Source organism: Sphingopyxis sp. P1IMeth2 (assembly GCF_900185685.1).
In the GTDB taxonomy this organism is placed as follows: Bacteria; Pseudomonadota; Alphaproteobacteria; order Sphingomonadales; family Sphingomonadaceae; genus Sphingopyxis; species Sphingopyxis terrae_A.
The window spans coordinates 24070-42622 of record NZ_FYAT01000019.1 but is presented as its reverse complement, the minus strand read 5'-3'; the positions used below and the strand labels follow the sequence as shown (position 1 = coordinate 42622).

13 protein-coding genes are annotated in these 18553 nt (G+C 63.2%); 3 read left to right on the top strand and 10 right to left on the bottom strand.

Going from position 1 to position 18553, the window contains the following annotated elements:
- Positions 1-62: 62 nt before the first annotated feature.
- The 4 genes from P1IM2_RS18555 to P1IM2_RS18540 form a co-directional block, all read right to left on the bottom strand.
- Complete coding sequence (locus tag P1IM2_RS18555) at positions 63-3131, bottom strand: TonB-dependent receptor domain-containing protein (RefSeq protein ID WP_186403447.1); 3069 nt, start codon at positions 3129-3131, stop codon at positions 63-65.
- 50 nt (positions 3132-3181) lie between these two features.
- The gene (locus P1IM2_RS18550) at positions 3182-4438 is read right to left on the bottom strand and encodes an FAD-dependent oxidoreductase (RefSeq protein ID WP_186403446.1); all 1257 of its coding nucleotides are present in this window, start codon (positions 4436-4438) and stop codon (positions 3182-3184) included.
- A 122-nt stretch (positions 4439-4560) separates the two neighbouring features.
- The gene (locus P1IM2_RS18545) at positions 4561-5460 is read right to left on the bottom strand and encodes a LysR family transcriptional regulator (protein WP_186403445.1); all 900 of its coding nucleotides are present in this window, start codon (positions 5458-5460) and stop codon (positions 4561-4563) included.
- Positions 5461-5507: 47 nt separating this feature from the next.
- On the bottom strand, positions 5508-5852 hold the full coding sequence (locus tag P1IM2_RS18540; RefSeq protein WP_003052835.1) for a RidA family protein: 345 nt from the start codon (positions 5850-5852) through the stop codon (positions 5508-5510).
- Positions 5853-6209: 357 nt separating this feature from the next.
- On the opposite strand from P1IM2_RS18540, the gene P1IM2_RS18535 reads away from it, so the two are divergent.
- Entirely contained in the window at positions 6210-8813 is a 2604-nt protein-coding gene (locus P1IM2_RS18535; RefSeq protein ID WP_186403444.1) for a TonB-dependent receptor, read from the top strand.
- 112 nt (positions 8814-8925) lie between these two features.
- Here the strand turns inward: P1IM2_RS18535 and P1IM2_RS18530 are convergent, their stop codons facing one another.
- A complete protein-coding gene (locus tag P1IM2_RS18530) occupies positions 8926-11922 on the bottom strand; it encodes a TonB-dependent receptor (RefSeq protein WP_186403443.1) in 2997 nt (998 codons plus the stop codon).
- A gap of 433 nt (positions 11923-12355) precedes the next feature.
- Between P1IM2_RS18530 and folE the strand changes: the two genes are divergently transcribed.
- Positions 12356-12958 carry a GTP cyclohydrolase I FolE gene (folE, locus tag P1IM2_RS18525; RefSeq protein WP_062768919.1) on the top strand — a complete coding sequence of 201 codons (603 nt, stop codon included), beginning with the start codon at positions 12356-12358 and terminating at the stop codon, positions 12956-12958.
- 199 nt (positions 12959-13157) lie between these two features.
- Here the strand turns inward: folE and P1IM2_RS18520 are convergent, their stop codons facing one another.
- Positions 13158-13775, bottom strand: a complete 618-nt coding sequence (locus tag P1IM2_RS18520; protein WP_003048921.1) for a 2-hydroxychromene-2-carboxylate isomerase — start codon at positions 13773-13775, stop codon at positions 13158-13160.
- The gene (locus tag P1IM2_RS18515) at positions 13769-14500 is read right to left on the bottom strand and encodes an SDR family oxidoreductase (protein ID WP_186403442.1); all 732 of its coding nucleotides are present in this window, start codon (positions 14498-14500) and stop codon (positions 13769-13771) included. The genes P1IM2_RS18520 and P1IM2_RS18515 overlap by 7 nt, the downstream gene beginning before the upstream one ends.
- Before the next feature lie 112 nt (positions 14501-14612).
- Here P1IM2_RS18515 and P1IM2_RS18510 point away from each other — a divergent pair, with 112 nt between their 5' ends.
- Positions 14613-15107, top strand: a complete 495-nt coding sequence (locus P1IM2_RS18510) for a winged helix-turn-helix transcriptional regulator (protein ID WP_186403441.1) — start codon at positions 14613-14615, stop codon at positions 15105-15107.
- 167 nt (positions 15108-15274) lie between these two features.
- Here P1IM2_RS18510 and clpS read toward each other — a convergent pair whose 3' ends face one another.
- The 3 genes from clpS to P1IM2_RS18495 form a co-directional block, all read right to left on the bottom strand.
- Positions 15275-15640, bottom strand: a complete 366-nt coding sequence (gene clpS, locus P1IM2_RS18505; protein WP_186403479.1) for an ATP-dependent Clp protease adapter ClpS — start codon at positions 15638-15640, stop codon at positions 15275-15277.
- Between the two features lie 261 nt (positions 15641-15901).
- Positions 15902-16624 carry a phasin family protein gene (locus P1IM2_RS18500; protein WP_003048931.1) on the bottom strand — a complete coding sequence of 241 codons (723 nt, stop codon included), beginning with the start codon at positions 16622-16624 and terminating at the stop codon, positions 15902-15904.
- 123 nt (positions 16625-16747) lie between these two features.
- Complete coding sequence (locus tag P1IM2_RS18495; RefSeq protein ID WP_186403440.1) at positions 16748-18538, bottom strand: PHA/PHB synthase family protein; 1791 nt, start codon at positions 18536-18538, stop codon at positions 16748-16750.
- Between the last annotated feature and the right edge of the window lie 15 nt (positions 18539-18553).

Below are 18553 nucleotides of genomic sequence, written 5' to 3'. Positions count from 1 at the left end.
GTCGGGAAGACGGCGCGGGAGGGGGAGCCCCCACGCCGCCTGTCCCGGCGACCCGGCGGCGGTCAGAAACGCTTGCTGATCGAAGCGTAGAACTGACGGCCGCGGTTGCTGTACAGATCGCCGATATAGCCGAAGCTCTGATCGGCGAGCGGCGCGAGCTCGTTGAACAGGTTGCGCACCCCGATGCGGAAGCGCGTATCCTTGAGCGGGCCCTTCTCGGCCTCATATTGCACATAGACGCTGTGCGACGTGTAATCCTTGACGCGGAACAGCGTCCCGTCGGCCAGCGCCGCCGAGGTGTCGTTCACCGGGCCGACATAGCTGCCGTACCACCCCGCGCCCCAGCCCTTGTAGCGCCAGGTCAGGCTGGCCGATCCGCGCCACTTCGGACGGCCATTCTGTTCGACAAGGCTTTCGGCGCCCGAGATGATGATCGTCGGATCGATGTCGCCCGACGTCTGGGCATCGAGCAGCATCTGCTGCATGTCGCCCGGCACCTGATAGAATTCGAGCAGGCGCGCCGCGTTGACGCGCAGGCTGATGTCGCCGATGCCGGTGTTGCGCACCTGATAATAGAGGCCGAAGTCGATACCGCGGACGCGGCGCGGGCTGAGGTTGGTGTAATTGTCGATCACCTGGATCACGTCGCCGACTGGCGCGATGCCGGTGCCGTCGAAGTCGTCGACATCGGCGGGGGTCGGATCGGCCCGCTGAACATTGGGGTTCGACGAACCCTGCAAACGGAGCAAATAGTCGAGGATGAGTGCATTGGAGTCGCCAAACAGGCCGATCACCTGCTTTTGCCGGATTTCCCAATAGTCGGTGGTTAGCGTCAAACGACCTGCCGCGCCGAAATTCATCTGGAAAGTTCCGCCGACCGACAGGTTTTGAGCCGTTTCGGGTTTCAGCTCCTTGCTGCCCGACCGGTTGCTAACGATGCCCTGTGCCTGACCGCACTCGTCGAAATTGGCGATGCGCGCCGCGCGCAGGTCTGCCTCGCAGCGGATCCAGTCGGTGCGCGTGTTTGACCGCTGGATACCATTTTCGAACAATTGCGGCAGGTTCGGCGCGCGGAAGCTTTCGGACCAGCTGCCGCGCAGCTGGAAGTTGCGCACCGGATACCAGGACAAGGCGATCTTCGGCTTCGCGACCGATCCGAAGCCCTGATAGGATTCGGCGCGGCCGGCGAGTTGAAGGTCGAGTGCATGGACCAACGGCACATTCATCTCGGGCGAGACCAGCGGCACCGCAAATTCGAGGAAGGCCGACAGCACATCGCGCGACCCGCTGCTGTCGGGGGTCGGGCTCGCGCCCATCGCGTCGCTGCCGTTCGACGAGCCGTCGGGCGCGACATAGAAGATCGTGCCGTCGAGCCGGTCGTCGCGATCGTCCGCAAAGGTTTCGTGACGGAATTCGACGCCGGTGGCCATCCCGACCCGGCCGCCCGGCAGTTCGAACAGGTCGTTCTTGCTGAGCTTGAAATCGGCGAGGTAAAGCTCGGTCGTGCTGATGCGGCCGATATCGACCATGAAGCTGTCGATCACCTCCTGCGGATTGGGCGAGGAATCGAGCGTGCCGGGATTGAGCGGATCGCCGCCGTTGAACGGGTTATAGGCGGTCGCATCGGTACGGCTCAGCGCTTCTTCGAACAGCGTCATCGAAATCGTGTGCATGCTGTCCTTGGTCCGGGCGCGCGAATAAAGCGCCGCGGTGTCGAAATCGAAGCCGAGCAGCTTGCCGCGCAGCCCGCCGAGGAAGCGGGTGGTGTCGTTCTTGACGTTGACGATCGTCGGGCCAGCATCGACCGGGCGATAGTCGATCAGTTCGATCGGCACCCCGGCATCGGACACGCCGGTCAGACCCGGAATCCGGTTCGGGCTGCCGACCGGACCGAAGGGGTTCCAATAGCCGTTTGCGGGGATGATCAGCCGCTGGCTCGACAGGTTGGTTTCGGTATCGCGGTAGGCGCGATAATCCGAATGATACCAGCCTGCCTCGGCATAGAATTCCAGCCCCGAATCAAATTCATGATTCAGGAAGCCGAACAGGTTGAAGCGATTGTTGCGTCCCAGAATCGTGCGCAGATAGTTGGTGTCGTACCGCAGATTTTCGTCGCTCGAGATGGTCGATAGCGAGCTGTTGTCCCAGCAGGTGCCGGCATATTGGGTCGGCGCGATGCAGCCGTCGTTGGTGTCGGGCTGGACATGGAAGATGCCGCTGGTCGTCAGCGCGACGCCGTCGATGCGCGCCGTCGTGGTCGAGGGGGCGTAACTGTTCGTCAGACGCTGGAATTCGCCCCAGATGGTATCGACCGATGTGTTGCGGAAATCGGTGTCGCCCTCGAACGCCGTCCCGACGAGCAGCGGGCGCAGGTCCGACGAGCGCGAGTTGTAGCGTTCGCGCGCATAAAGCGGGTCGCGGTGGTTGAACGACCCGAACAGCGAAATGTTGGTGCGGCCGTCATTGAACGTGTGGCCCGCTTCGAACGACAGTTCATATTCGCGCTGATCGCTGTCGTCGGTCAGGCTATATTCGCCGGTAACGCGCAGCCCCTTGAAATTGTCCTTGAGCACGGTGTTGATGACGCCGGCGACCGCATCCGATCCATAGATGGCGGCGGCGCCGTCGAGCAGAACCTCGACGCGGCGGACCCCCGTCACGGGGATGGTGTTGGTGTTGACGCTTTGCACCGGAACCAGATTTTCGGACTGGGTGCCGGGGTGCAGCACCATGCGGCGCCCGTTGAGGAGGACGAGCGTGTTGCCGGTGCCCAGCGCGCGCAGGTTGATCGACGCGACGTCGCCGCGCGCGTCGTTGATGCCGCCGGCGTCGCGGCTTTCGTTGAAGGCGACATCGCCCGCCTGCGGAATGGCGCGGAACAGATCGTCACCGCTCGTCGCCGCAATGGCGTCGATATCCTGTTCGTTGAGCAACGTCAGCGGCAGCGCCCCCGCGACGTCGGCGCCCTTGATCTGCGATCCGGTGACCACGATCGCTTCGCCCGAGTCCTGTTCGATATCCTCGGCGATTTGCGGTTCGGGTTCGGCGCGGTCCTGCGCCATGGCGGCGGTTGCACTGGCGAGCAGCGAAATGCCGCCCATCAGGCTGATGAATTTTTGACCCCTGTTCATGCTATTGGTCCTTCCCTGAGATTTGGCAGATAAGCGATTGTATTTTTGTATTAATCCTCTCGATCGATAAGCGCGGCGACGCGCGCGGCCGACCCGGCGGCATAGGTCCAGCCCAAGGCCCCATGTCCCGTGTTCGCGATCACCCCCGGCGCGATCGGCCGCGTGATCGGCAGCGAATCGGGGGTCATCGGCCGCAGTCCCGCCCAGCTCGATTCGATCGCGTCATAGGTCGCCGCCTCGGGCAGCGCGGCGCGGGCGCTGGCGATCAACGTGGCGAGCCGCCGCGGATCGACCGCGGCGTCGGGCTGCGCCAGGTCGGCGAGGCCGGCAATCCGCATGCGATTGCCCAGCCGGGCAAAAACGACCCGGTTCGCAGCGTCGGTGATGCTGACCGTCGGCGCCGCTTCGCCCGGCGCGGCGGTGATCGAATAGCCCTTCATCGGCACGATCGGCAGGCGGACGCCGAAACTCCGCGCCAGCGCGAGCGATCCCGTGCCCGAACATAATAGGATCCGGTCGGCGGCGAACCGCCGGCCGTCCCGCGCGACGATCGCGGGGCGCCGCGCGTCGGGCTCGATCGCGGCAATGTCGGTGCGGAACCAGCTCGCGCTTTGTCCATGCGCCGCCAAGGCCGCCCGTGCGCCGTTGCAGAAGCGATAGGGATCGCCCACTTCCTCGCCGCGGTCGAACAGGGCGCCGGCGATTTCCGGCCGGATCGCGCGGAGCGCGGGTTCGATCGCCACCGCCTGATCGGCGTCGATCAGGCTCTGCTTCGCGCCATGTTCGGCCTTCATCGCGGCGACACGCTCTGCCGCCGCAAAGCTTTTGGCGCTGCGATAGAGGATGAGCTTGCCGGGGGCGCTGCGCGCGAATTCGATGCCGTGCCGCTGCGTCAGCTGATCGAGCGCCGCGCGTGATTCGATCGCCAGCATCAGGCCCGCCAGCGTGTTGCGGCGGAACCGCCCCGCCGAGGCGTTGCGCAGAAAGGCGATGCCCCAGCGCAGGAAATCGGGATCGAGCGACGGCGAGAGGCGAAAGGCCGGGTCCAGCCCCATCAGCAGCCGCGGCAATTGCGCCACGGTCGACGGGCTCGCAAAAGCGTCGGTATAGGCGTAGCTCAACTGCGCGCCATTGGCGAAGGAGGTGCCAAGGCCCGGGCCCTCGGCCGCGTCGATGAGCGTGACGCGGTGGCCGCGGTCGGAAAGGGTCAGCGCGGTCGCCATGCCGACGACGCCGGCGCCGATCACGATCAGCTCCTGCGGCCGCCTTGTCTGCGGCGGTTCGTCCAGTCCGAACGTGGCCCGCATCGATCAACCCGATCCCCCTGTGGCAGGGCGAACGGGAAAATTCCGCCGCCTGCTCTCGGGGCAGAATATCGAAGGGTCACGCCGCGCAAATATGCAACATTTGTGACATCCATAGCCAAAGGCTATGGGTGGTCGGCACGGATCCCCTCGAGCGTGTCTTCGAGCGTGCGCAGGAACTGGCGCGCGATCTTCGACGGCGGCCGGTCCTCCAGCGTGACGTAGGAGACGGTGAACCCCAGCGGCGGGTCGGTCGGCAGCCAGCGATAGCCGGGCGACTGCCAGGCGCGCGCGGTGAATTCGTCGATCACCGTCATGCCGCCCTCGAGCTGGGCCAGACGCGCCGCAATGAAGAAGGTCTGGACCGACACCGATTCGCGATAGGTAATGCCGCGATCGCGCGCCGCGCGGGTGAGGACGTCGCCGATCGGCCCCGTTGCCGCCACTCCGATGACGTCGCGATCGGCCAGCTGGTCGAGTGCAAGGCGCGGGCCGGCATCGGCGAAGGCGCCGTCGGGGAAGAAGACGACCAGCTCGCCTTCCGCCAGCAGCGAGCGCGTCAGGCGCGGATGGCGCGGCGGCGTATAGGCGATCGCGATGTCGGTTTCGCGCTCGATCAGCGATTGCACCAGATCGTCATGATGATGTGTATGCACCTCGAAGGTCACGCGCGGCCATTCGCGGCGGAACTGGGCCATCGCCTGCGGTACGACGTCGAGCGCCAGGCTGGGCACGATGCCGAGCCGGATATGCCCGCCGCCCGCTTGCGACAGATTGCGCGCCGTATGCTGGAGCGAGGTGATGCGGTCGAAAATATCGCCCGCCTCGTGCATCAGCGCATGCGCCTCGTCGGTCGGGACGAGGCGGCCGCGGGCGAGCTGGAACAGCGCAAAGCCCAGGCCGTCCTCGGCGTGACGCAGCGTCTTCGATACCGAAGGCTGCGACACGCCAAGCGCGCGCGCGGCGGCGCTGATCGACCCGTGCGTATAGACGGCGTGAAAGACTTCGATTTGGCGAAAGCGCATGCCGCGACTGTACTCCCGCAAAAGCTGGGGTCCAGTGCCCTTTACGCTCATGCGCGCTGCGCGATCGCCTCGACCTCGATGAGGGCACCGTCGGCGAGCAGCGCCGAGACCACAGTGGAGCGCGCGGGGAAGGGCGCGCCGAAATGGCGGCGATAGGCCGCGTTGAACGCGGCGCCGAACCGCGCGTCGGTCAGCCAAGCCGTCACCTTGACGACATCGGCGGCGGTGCAGCCTTCGGCGGCGAGCACGGCGATCAGATTGGCGAGCGCCTGCTCGGCCTGCGCTTCGATTCCTCCGGCGACGATCTTGCCGTCGTCGCCGCGCGCGAGCTGTCCGGATGTGAAGACGAGCGACCCAGCGCAGCGGGCAGGGGAAAGCGGCGGTCCCGACATGATGATCCTCTCCTGTTTGGTTGCGACAGGTTTCTAGGCGCAGACCATGGAGAAAAATATCGCCGATCGGCGAGTAATCCATAGCTAGGGGTTATGGCGTGTACCTTCGGCGGGAGCGCGGCGCCGATGGCGCAACCGGAAAATTTTGCTGGCGGCTTGTCCGGTCTCGCGAGCGTTCAAACGGTCGCCGTAGCGTAAACTGTTGCTTTTTGGTCACGAATTTCGGGAAAATCCGCCATTGTCACCGCGATGGCGTTGACGCGGCCCGCCGCCGTATTACAGCGACCAGTCACCGCCAGTGCATCCCCTCCTTAGGCCCGATGGGTCACCTCTGGCGGTATGGAGAGAGAGACTATCATGACTTTGCGCAACATTTTGTTGGGCGCCACGATGCTGTGCGCCGCGACCACCCCCGCCATCGCTTTCGCTCAGGACACCGCCGAGGCGCCCGCGACCGACACCGACTATGGCAATGACATCATCGTCACCGCTACCAAACGCTCGCAGACGCTTCAGGATACGCCGATCGCCGTTTCGGTGACCTCGGCCGCCGATATCCAGAACGCGCAGATCCGCGACCTTATCGACCTGCAGTCGGCGGTCCCCAGCCTTCGCGTGTCGCAGCTCCAGTCGAGCGCGAACACCAACTTCATTATCCGCGGCTTCGGCAACGGCGCGAACAATCCGGGCATCGAGCCCTCGGTCGGCGTCTTCATCGACGGCGTCTATCGTTCGCGTTCGGCCGCCCAGATCGGCGACCTTCCGAATGTCGAGCGCATCGAAGTGCTGCGCGGTCCGCAGTCGACTTTGTTCGGCAAGAATGCGTCGGCGGGCGTCATCAGCATCGTCACGCAGAAGCCGCAGTATGAATTCGGCGGTTCGGTCGAGGCGAGCTACGGCAATTACGACGCCTTCGTCATCAAGGGCGACATCACCGGCCCGATCAGCGACAAGATCGCCTTCTCGCTCGGCGGCAACTACAACCGCCGCGACGGCTATGCCCGCGACGTCAACCTCGACACCGACGTCAACGATCGCAACCGCTGGGGCGTGCGCGGCCAGCTGCTGTTCGAACCGACCGAGGCGCTGACGATCCGCCTGATCGGCGATTATGACAAGATCGACGAGAATTGCTGCATCGCCGGCAACGTCATCGCCGGCCCGACGGTCGCGATCACCAATGCCCTCGCGGGCGGCCCCAGCGTCGATGCGAACAATCCTTTTTCGTATCGCGTCTACAACAACTTCCTGTCGTCGAACCTGATCAAGAATTACGGCGGTTCGGGCCAGATCGACTATGATCTCGGCAACATGTCGCTGACCTCGATCACCGCCTATCGCGAGGTTCGCTCTAACACCAACCAGGATTCGGACTTCACCAGCGCCGACCTGATCGGGCAGAAGTCGGACGATACCGCGATCAACACCTTCACGCAGGAACTGCGTCTGGCCTCGGATTTCGACGGCCCGATCAACTTCCTGATCGGCGGCTATTATTTCAACGAGAAGATCAAGCAGCACAGCCAGATCTATTTCGGCGACGATTTCCGCGCCTATGGCAATGCGCTGATCCAGGCGGCAAGCGGCGGGGCGCTGAGCGTTCCGGTGCTTGAAGGGACGCTTGGCACGCTCGAAGGCGACCCGGCCAAATATGTCGGCACCTTCTTCCGCGCCGGTGACGGCATGGACGAATATTACGGCATGAAAAACACGGCTTGGTCGATCTTCGGCACGGTGGATTTCGACGTGAGCGATCGCCTGACGCTGACCCTCGGTGGCAATTACACCAAGGACAAGAAGCGCTTCACGACCGATGTGACGAGCACTGACGTCTTTTCGGGCATCAACCTCGATGCGCCGGCCTATGCGCCGTTCCGCAACCAGCTGATCCTCGGCGGCGCGCTGCAACAGGCGGGCGTCAATCCGAACGATCCGGCGGCGGTCCTCGCATTTGCGACCAACCCCGCGACTGCGGCGACCTTCCAGCAGTTCCAGGCTTTCGCGACCGCGAACCAGAACAACCCGGCGGCGAACCCGCTGAATCCGCTGAAGGCGTTCCAGTTCCTGCCGCCCTTCCTGAATGTTCCGAACAGCGTCGAACCTGGCAAGACCAACGACGGCGACTTCAGCTACAGCGCGCGTCTGGCCTATAAGCTGACCGACACGGTCAACGTCTATGCGACCTATGCGACGGGCTTCAAGGCAAGCTCGGTCAACCTGTCGCGCGACAGCCGTCCGCTCGCCAGCGACCTGCCGGCGATCATCGCAGGCGGTCTCGGCACCGCGAATCTGGTGTCGGGTACCCGCTTTGCGGCGCCCGAGGAATCGACGGTGTACGAAGCCGGGCTGAAGGCGCAGTGGTCGGTCGCGGCCTTGAACCTTGCGGTGTTCAAGCAGTCGATCAAGGGCTTCCAGTCGAACGTCTTCACCGGCACCGGCTTCGCGCTCGCCAACGCGGGCAAGCAGTCGACCTGGGGTCTCGAATTCGACGGTTCGGTCCGTCCGGTGCAGGGGCTGAACCTGTCGCTGGCGGTGACCTGGCTCGATCCGAAGTATGACAGCTTCGTCGCCTCGGCGTTCGGCGACCTGTCGGGCAAGAAGCCCGCAGGCATCCCCGATCTGTCGGTTTCGATGGGCGGTACCTATACCTATGAATTCGCGGGCGGGACGAAGGCGATCGCGCACGTCGACTATCAGTATGAAAGCCCGACGCAGATCGTCGACGGCCTGTCGGGCTTCCCCGCCAGCGTCGCGCAGAATCTGAAGCGCGAGGTCAACCAGCTCAACGCGTCGTTCACCGTCGCGCTGACCAACGGCTTCGAACTGGGCGTGTGGGGCCGCAACCTGACCAATGCGCAATATCTGACGACGATCTTCAACGCCGTCGCGCAGGCGGGCAGTGTGTCGGGCTATCCCAGCCAGCCGCGCACCTATGGCGTCACCGGTCGCTTCAAATTCTGATCGGCCCCGGCGGCGCCTTACGCCGCCGGACCAGCCATTCGGGCAAAAGAAAACCCCGGCCTCTCATGCGAGAGGCCGGGGTCTTTTTTTCAGGCGTTGCCGCCCGCCGGGTTCAGAATTTCACGCCGGCCGCGATGCCGTAGCGGCGCGGTTCGAGGGTGAAGATATTGGTGTAGTTACCCGACGACTGGTCGGTCACATACAGGCCGGTCACGCTGTTCGCATTGAACAGGTTCTGGATGAAGCCCTTGATGAACCATTTGTCGTCGGCGCCGTTGAGCTGAAGCTGGGCATTCACCTGGGCATAGCCTTTGATCTTGTTGACATTGCCGTTGAAGATGTTGCCGTAGCTGTCGCCCGTGTAGGACAGGTCGAAACGCGGGACGAGCGTCATGTCACCACCCAGATGCACCGTGTGCTGCGCGCCGACGCTGAACTTGACGTTCGGCGCCTGCGGCAGGGCGTTGCCCTTGATGTTGACGGGGATGCCCGCCGAATAGACCTGGATGCCAGCGGGGTCGAAGTTGGTTCCCGCAGCCGCCGCATAGGCCTGCAACACGCCGCAGATGCTGAACGCGCCGGTCGATGCGATGCCGCCGTCGGCAGGGAACGAGGTGGTCCCTTGCAGTCCGGCACCGGGCTTGATTTCGAGGCCCGGCTTGGTGGGGTCGAGATCGAGCCCGCCATTGATCGCATTGTTGACGAAGTTCACGAAGGCATTGCTGCCCGCCGCATTGCCGGCGGTGCCCGGCGCGACGGCGCAGTTGGCGGCATTGGTGATATCCTTGATGATCACCGCGTCCGACCGCCCGCCGCCGAAGTCGCGCGGGTTGCTGAAGAAGGAGTCGCCGGCCACCTTGGTCTTCAGATAGCTGAAGCCCAGGTTGATCATCCAATCCGGATCGGGACGAACGATGCCTTCAACCTCGATGCCGTAGATATTTGCATCGACGTTGTCGTTGACCGAGGTGCGGGCAACGATGCGGCTGAGCTGCAGATCCTTATATTTGTAGTAGAAGCCGGTCACGTTGAGCTGCAGCGCGCCATTGGCGAAGGTGTTCTTCGAACCGATTTCGAACGCATCGACCTGTTCGGGCTTGAACGATTCCGGCACCGAGAAGATCGGCGAAAGCGGCGGGTTGATGCCGCCCGACTTGTAACCGCGCGAATAGCTCGCATAGACCAGATTGTCCGGCGTGATCTTGAAATCGAGAACCGCGCGGCCGGTTAGCTTGTTGAAACTCACCGAACGAGTCTGGAACAGCTGGTTCCCGGCCGTGCCCGGATCGGCGTCATAGGTGACGACGAACGGCGAATCGAATGCCGTTCCCGTCTGTCCGAACGGCGTCAGGAAGCTGGCCAGCGAGGTGCGGGCGATCACGTCCTTTTCGTCGTGGTTGTACCGCAGGCCGAGAGTCAGCTTCACCCGGTCGTTGAACTCGAAATAGGTTTCGCCGAAGATCCCGTAGGACTTGATCTTCAGATCGTCTGTATTGTTGCGGTAGAAGGGCGTCGCGAGGAACGACGGCGGCAGTCCATTCGCGTAGGAATTGAACGCACCCAACACGCCCGACAGATAGTCGATCGGGAAGGCGTTCACATAATAGCTGTTCTCGGTCAGGTGATATTTGGCGAAAATGCCGCCGAGGAGGAAGTTGAACGGCCCGTCGAGGTCGCTCGACAGAATGCTTTCGACCGACCAGCTGGTATTATACTGGTTCGAGCGGTCGAACTGCAGCGACTGGTCGTTGCAGAATTTATTGCCGCCATAAGAGCCGAAGCCCGTATCGTCGGCCATCGAGGTGCAGAGCTGGCCGTTTGGTCCGTTCGGAATGATAGCCGCCGCAATCGGCGCGAAATAAGCCGCCGATCCTGGAACGAAGGCAGGCGCGGGCGCGGGCAGGCCCGTCGGAATGCCGTTCGCCGCAAAAAAGGCCAGCGTATTCAGGCCGCCGGCATAGAGCGCACGGTTGCCGATATTGCTGTTGTAGTCCTGCATCGAGTCCAGCTTGACCCTCTGGTACTGGCCCGAAATCTGCAGCGATACGGGGCCAAAATTATGCTGGATTTCGCCCTGCAGCGTCAGTTCGCTGGTGAAATATTGCGGCGTGAACGCCGTATTCACCGTCCGCGGGTCCGACGGGATAGTCGTGTTCGCATAGACATCCGGCCCATAGAGGCTGCCGAGCGCGAAAGCGGTCGGGATGCCTTGGGTCGCCAGGAATTCCTTCGACGTCAATGCGGCTGTGAAGGTCGCGTTGCCGTTGAAAGGCGAATTGTCGAGGCGGTTATTGAGGCAGCCGAGGATGCCGGTCGGATCGCGCTGGCAGAGCTGCTTCTGGATACGCGCGCGATTGTCCTTTTCATGGAAATAGGACGCCATCAGGTCGATGGTCGTGTCGGGCGTCGGTTCCCAGCGCAGCGAGCCGCGGACCGAGTAGAGGTCGCGGTCGTCGATGCGATTGCCGAGATAGAGGTTCTTCGTATAACCGTCGCGATTCAGATAGATGCCCGCGACGCGGATCGCGGCGGTATCGCCTAGCGGGATGTTGACCATCCCTTTGCCTTTGATCGAATTATAATTGCCATATTCGCCTTCGGCCGAGGCTTCGAACGTGTCGAGCTTGGGCTTGGCGGTAATGACGTTGACCACGCCCGATGTCGCGTTGCGGCCGAACAGCGTTCCCTGCGGGCCGCGCAGCACTTCGATGCGTTCGAGGTCGAAAAATTCGGTTTCAAAAAGGCGGGTCGAAAAGAGGGGGTCGCCGTTGAGGTGGATCGCGGTCGCGCTGTCGCAGGTCGTGCCGACGCAAAGGTCGCCGATGCCGCGAATCGTAAAGCTGGCGCTGGTGAAGTTCGTCTTGGTGAAGGTGACGTTCGGCAGCGTGAGCTGAAGGTCCGACGGCGTCTTGATCTGCTGCGCTTCAAGCGCTTCGGACGAAAAGGCGCTGACGGCGATCGGAACGTCTTGCAGACGTTCGGACTGGCGCTGCGCGGTGACGACGATTTCGCCATAGGGGTCGGAGCTGGAGCCGCCGCTCTGCGCATGGGCTGGCGTTGCCACCGCCATGGCCAGGACGGACGTTCCAATCAGTGCCTTGAACTTCATCTATTCCTCCCTTTTTCGACCCCGCAGTCCACGGGTTCGCCCAAATTCAATTTGTGGTCAGGGGAGGGGATTCGACCGGGCACGCCAGAAGGCGCCGGGCCGGGGGGCCAAGCGCCAGTGAGTATCCCACCTGCCAGCGATGCTGGTCATCGTCCTCTCCCACCGGCGTCGGGGAAAACGCCGGCCTCTCCGGATTACGGTCCGCTTGAGCGAACTCTGTAATGTTTGAAAACTGCGCTGACTTTACCAAAGCGTCAAGTGGCTTGTTGGCGGGAAAATTCGAAAGGAAATTGCGGCTCTGCACAATCGGAAAATGGTTGGATTCCGCAACGTAAAGCATCGGCGACCGAACAAAAACTTGCGTGCGCGCTCTTGCTTATCCGGGCAATCGTCCCGAAATGTGCGGCAAGAAAGCAACAGTGAAAGCGGGGATATGACGAGCAGCACGACCGAAATCGGACCCGACGGCAAGGTCGTGGTCCCCGATCATGTCGCCGCGGCGGTGCGGACGCTGATCGAATGGGCGGGCGACGATCCGGCGCGCGAGGGCCTGCTCGACACGCCCAAGCGGGTCGCGCGGGCGTGGAAGGAATATTGCAGCGGCTATGGCGAGGATCCGGCGGTCCATCTGTCGCGCACCTTCGAAGAGGTCGGCGGCTATGACGAGATCGTACTGCTGCGCGACATCCCCTTTCAGTCGCACTGCGAGCATCATATGGCGCCGATCACCGGCAAGGCGTCGATCGCCTATCTGCCGCGCGAGCGCGTGGTCGGCATTTCCAAGCTGGCGCGCGTCCTCAACGGCTATGCCCGCCGCCTGCAGGTGCAGGAGCGGCTGACCGCCGAGGTCGCCAAATGCATCTGGGACAATCTGCACCCCCATGGCGTCGCGGTGGTGATCGACGCGCAGCACGGCTGCATGACCGGCCGCGGCGTGCGCACCCCCGGCGTCGGTATGGTCACCAGCCGCGTCCTCGGCTGCTTCCTCGAAGATCAGCGCAGCCGCAAGGAAGTGCTCAGCCTGATGGGCTATTGATGCGCGTCGCGATCGTCGGGGTGATTGGGAAGGCGGCCGATTAGGACTGATTGCGGACGTTGTTGCACTTTCTCACATCGTCATTCCCGCGAAAGCGGGAACCCAGTGTGGAGTTAGCTGACGCGAGCTCTGGGTTCCCGCTTTCGCGGGAATGACGAAAGAAGGTGAGGACCGCTTCCCACTCCAAACCGTCGTCCCGTCAGCCGAGCAGCGCCTCTTCGACTTGTCCGAGCCGGTCCTTGCCGAAGAATATCTCGTCGCCGACGAAGAAGGTCGGGATACCAAAGGCGCCGCGTGCGACCGCGGCTTCGGTGTTGGCGGCGAGCTTGGCCTTGATCGCATCCTCCTGCGTGCGCGCCAGCAGCGCGGGACCATCGAAGCCGTTTGCGGTCAGGAAGGCGGCGGCGACCGCGGGATCATCCATCTTCAGCCCGTCTTCCCACATCGCGCGGTTCACCGCATCGATATAGTCGTCGAGCACGCCTTCGTCTTCGGCAACGACCGCGCCGCGCATGATGAGCAGCGTGTTCACCGGAAAATGCGGGTTGAGCCGGAATTTGGTGAGCCCATGGCGCGCGATGAAGCGCCGCATCTCGAGATTTTCATACGCCATCTTCGCCGGCGCGTCGGCATATTGGATCATCGGCGCTTTGTTGCCGGTGGCCTTGAAAATGCCGCCGAGCAGGCAGGGGGTGATGATCAGATCTGCGCCCGTGCGGTCGAGCAGGTCGGGTAGTATCTTCATCGCCAGATAGGCGTTCGGGCTGCCGAAATCGAAGATGAATTCGAGGGACTTTCCTGCGCTCTTGCTCACCATGTTTCTCCCCAGGGGCGAAGGTCGAGTTCGTGCGTCCACGCGCTTTTCGGCTGGCGGTGAAGCATCACATAATTGGCGGCGATGGCCTGCGGGTTGAGGATCAGATCCTGCGCCTTCGCATTATCGAAATCGGGATGACGCCCCTTGATGAAATCGGTGTCGATCGCGCCGTCGATCACGACATGCGCGACATGGACGCCCTGCGGCCCCAGTTCGCGCGCCATTGATTGCGCCAGCATACGCAGCGCCGCCTTGGCGCCCGAGAAGGCGGCATAGCCCGATCCGCCGCGCAGGGATGCCGTGGCGCCGGTGAAGATGATCGTGCCGCGGCCGCGCGGCGACATGCGCTTGGCGGCCTCGCGCCCCATCAGGAAGCCGCCCAGGCACGCCATTTCCCAGACCTTGGTGTAAATGCGCAGCGTCGTCTCGGCGATCGGGAAGTTGACGTTCGCGCCGATATTGAAGACCGCGACTTCGACCGGTCCGACCTCGGCCTCGACCCGGTCGAACAGGGCGATCATCGCCTCTTCGCTACGCGCGTCGCCGGGGAAGGCGCGGGCATCATGGCCGTCTTCGCGGATCGACTGCGCCAGCGCCTCGAGCGCATCGGCGTTGCGTTCGCGACGGTTGACGCAGGCCGTGAGGCCTTCGGCGGCAAAGGCGCGGGCAATCGCGCCGCCGGTGGCGTCGCCGGCTCCGATGATGACGGCTGCGGGGTTGGGCATGCGCGACTCTCCTCTTGCGACAGATTGTAGCTATGATAAACATAGTGACAAGAGGTTTTTGTCGGTGGGATGAGAATGCCGATGAAGAGAATGACAAGGGTATAGGGACATCATGCCCAAACGCGCTGATCTTTCGGATACATTTTGCCCGGTCGGCCGCTCGGCCGAAATCCTGGGCGACCGCGCCGTGCTGCTGATCCTGCGCGACCTGTTCTTCGGGCGCCGGCGGTTCGAGGCGATCGCCGCGAACACCGGCCTCGGGCCGCAGCTCGTGTCGGCGCGGCTCAAGCTGCTGGTGCACGAGGGTGTGGTCGAGCGTCATGTCTATCAGGATCGGCCCCTTCGCCACGAATATCGGCTGACCGCGAAGGGCAAGGATCTGTTCGACGTGCTGTACGCGATGCGCAATTGGGCCGAGCGCTGGGCCTATGCGCCCGGCGAGACGGGAGGCGGACCGGCGATGCGCTATATTCACCGCGCCTGCGGCGCCGATGTCGGCACCGAGGTCGTCTGTCCGGGGTGCGGCGAAGCGCTCCATTATGGCGATTTGAAGGGCGAGCCTTCGGCGCCGCTTCAGGCCGAGCAGGCGGCGCGGAGCGGCGGTTGAAACCCCTCCCGCATGCGGGAGGGGCAGCGAGAGTTGCGAACTTGTTCGCTACTCGCAGCGGGGTGGGCGGGGTGATGCGGCGACAATGCCCACCCCATTGCGACTAGGCCCGGCTTCGCCGAACCAAGTCTCATTGCCCCTCCCGCATACGGGAGGGGCTGAACAATTTATGCCTTTTCCAGCGTGCATTGCAGCGGGTGCTGGTTCTGCCGCGCGGCGTCCATCACCTGATTGACCTTGGTTTCGGCGACTTCGTAGCTGAACACGCCGCACACTCCGACGCCCTGCTGGTGCACATGCAGCATCACCTGCGTCGCGCGTTCGATGTCCATGTTGAAAAAGCGCTGCAGCACCATCACGACGAATTCCATCGGCGTATAGTCGTCGTTGAGCAGCAGCACCTTGTACATCGAGGGCTTTTTCGGCTTGGCGCGCGTGCGCGTTGCAATGCCGACACCGGGGCTACCGGGCGTATCGTCATCCTTGCCCGCCATGGCGCGGACGATGTGAGGAATGGAGGCGGGAAGCATCATCATCGGGAATATCGCAAGCCGGGGCGGAATCGCAAGAGGGCGGGGATGCATTAACCCCCTTTTCGTCGCCCCCGCGAAGTCGGGAGCCTCTGGCAAGAGTGCACCAGGTCGATTGCGGCCCCCGCCTTCGCGGGGGCGACGATCAGGATAAAAAACAAGAGCCGCCCGTTTCGCGAAGGAAACGAGCGGCCCTGTATGTGTCGGCGCGGGGTCGGGAGGAGGGGAGAGAGAGCCCGCGCCAACGAGGGAAGAAAAAGGCCCTTAGGCTGCCTTCATCTTCGAGCTGATGACCGACACGCGGTTCGAGATCGGCGCGAAGCTGTCGTTGGCGAGCTTCACGACCATTTCGCTGGTCTTCGAGGTCTGCGCAACGGCGGCGTCGAACGCCTTCTTGCTGTTTTCGGCATAGAGCTTGAAGAACTCGGCCGGCGACTTGACGGCGGTGTAGCCCTTCAGCGCGGCGGTGGTGTCTTCGAAGCTCTTGCGAGCGAAGGCGACGCCTTCCTGGCCGAGCGTTTCGAAGCCCTTGGCTGCGATCTTGCCCGATTCAACCATGGCTTCGATGTTCGCCTTGTTGAATTCGACGGCTTCTTCGGCGAGCTTGCTGCTCTTGCTCATGGCTTCCTTCGCCTTTTCGTTGAATTCGGCGGTCATCGCTTCGGCGCGGGTCTTGGCGTCTTCGGCGAACTTCTTGACGGTGTCGTTCATGGTCTTGAATCCTTTGGAGGCGGCGGCAACCGGCTTCGGCGCGGCCTTTGCTTTGGGGGTGATGGTCTTGGCGGCCGCCTTCTTGGGGGCGACCTTCTTGGCGGCCGGTTTTGCGGCCTTCTTTTGGACCGGCTTGGCCTTGGCCTTCACGGTCTTGGTCTTTTCGGGCGCCGGAGCGGCAACCGCAGGCGCCACGGGAGTCGCAACCGGCTTGGCGGCGGTTTCCAGCGTCGCGGCTTCGAAAGCCTTTTCGGCACTATCCATCTTGGTAGCCATCGGAACAACTCCTTTATGTTGCACTGCACAATATAGGAGTGGATCGGCGATTTCAAGGATATTTTTGTGCAGCGCACAAAAATTGTCGATGAACCGCCGCAGCCGATTGATAATCGCCCGATGTTACCGCTGTTTGACGTAGCGTCCGGGCGCGTCCTCGATCGCCTTTTTCTTGCCCTTTCCGGGCACGCGTGCGCCTTTGGCAGGCGTCCTGGCGCTGTCCTGATCGGCGATCCAGCCGATCCAGTGCGGCCACCAGCTTCCCTTGGTCTCGGTCGCGCTTGCCTCGAATTCGGCTAGCGAGGCGGCGTCATTGTCGCCGGTCCAATATTGATATTTGCCCGCAGCGGGCGGGTTGACGACGCCGGCGATGTGGCCCGATCCCGCGAGCAGGAAGGTCTTTGGTCCCGACAGATGGTCCATCAGCCGCCAGACGCTGGCCAGCGGGGCGATATGATCTTCGCGTCCGGCCTGGATATAGGCGGGGGTGGTGATCCTCTTGAGGTCGATCGGGGTGCCCATAACCGTCAGGCTGTTCGGAATGACCATCCGGTTGTCGCGGTAGAGGTCGACCAGATATTGCCGGTGCCATTTCGCCGGCAGGTTGGTCGTGTCGCCGTTCCAGTAGAGCAGATCGAAAGGCGGATAGTCGTTGCCGAGCAGATAATTGCTCACGACATAATTCCAGATCAGGTCGCGGCCGCGCAGGCTATTGAAGGTTGCGGCCATATAGCGGCCGTCGAGAAAGCCGCCGGCCGACAATTGCTGGAGCAGCGCCAGATAGCCGTCGTCGACGAACAGCTTGAGTTCGCCCGCCAGTTCGAAATCGACCTGCGCGGTGAAGAAGGTGACCGACCTGACCTTGTCGGCATCGCCCTGCGCAGCGAGCATCGCGAGCGTGGCGGCGAGCGTCGTCCCGGCGACGCAATAGCCGATCGCGTGGACATGCGGCACGTCGAGCAGGTCGCGCACCGTGTCGATCGCATCGACCTGCGCCGCGATATAATCGTCCCACACGACATCCTTCATCGACGCGTCGGCCGATTTCCACGACACCATGAAAACGGTCAGTCCCTGTTCGACCGCCCAGCGCACAAGGCTTTTCGCGGGATTGAGATCGAGGATGTAGAAGCGGTTGATCCACGGCGGGAAGATGACGAGCGGGACGGTGAAGACGTCTTTCGTCGTCGGCTCATATTGGATGAGCTGATAGAGATCGGTTTCGTGGATCACCTTGCCCGGGGTCGTCGCGATATTCACGCCGACCTCGAACGCATCCTTGTCGACATGGCTCAACTGCCCGCGCGCAAGGTCGGCGAGCATGTGGCGCAGCCCCTTGAGCAGGCTTTCGCCGCGCGTTTCGACCGCGCGCTTGATGACTTCGGGGTTGGTGACGGCAAGGTTCGTCGGTGACAGCGCGTCGGCCATCGACTTTGCGGCAAATTCCATCTTGGCCCGCGCATCGGCGTCGAGCCCCTGAAGCTGGCGCGTGGTTTCGAGCAACTGGTCCGACAACAGGCCATAGGTCTGCCGGATCAGCGCGAAGGCGGGGTTTGCGGTCCAGTCGGGGTCGGCGAAGCGGCGATCCTTGGGCGCATCGGCCGCCGCGGAGGGCATGAAGGACGGCTGGATCGCGGCGAGCGACGACCAGAAATGCACGCCCTGTTCCCACATCTTCGCGCCCTGTTCGGCCCAAAGCTGGGTCGCCGGATTGTCGATCCATTTGGCGGGATCGAACAGCGGCCGCGCGTCCTTCTCCTCGTCGGCCTGACCCAGCGCGAATTCGAGCATCATCTGCTGCGCGCGCGCCATCACGCTGGCCCAATGCTGCATATCGTCGGGGGACGGGAGAAAGGGATTCGGCGCCTCGACCGCGGCGCCGCCATTCTTGTCTTTTTCGCCCGCGTCGCTCATGCCGGTTCCCGCTGG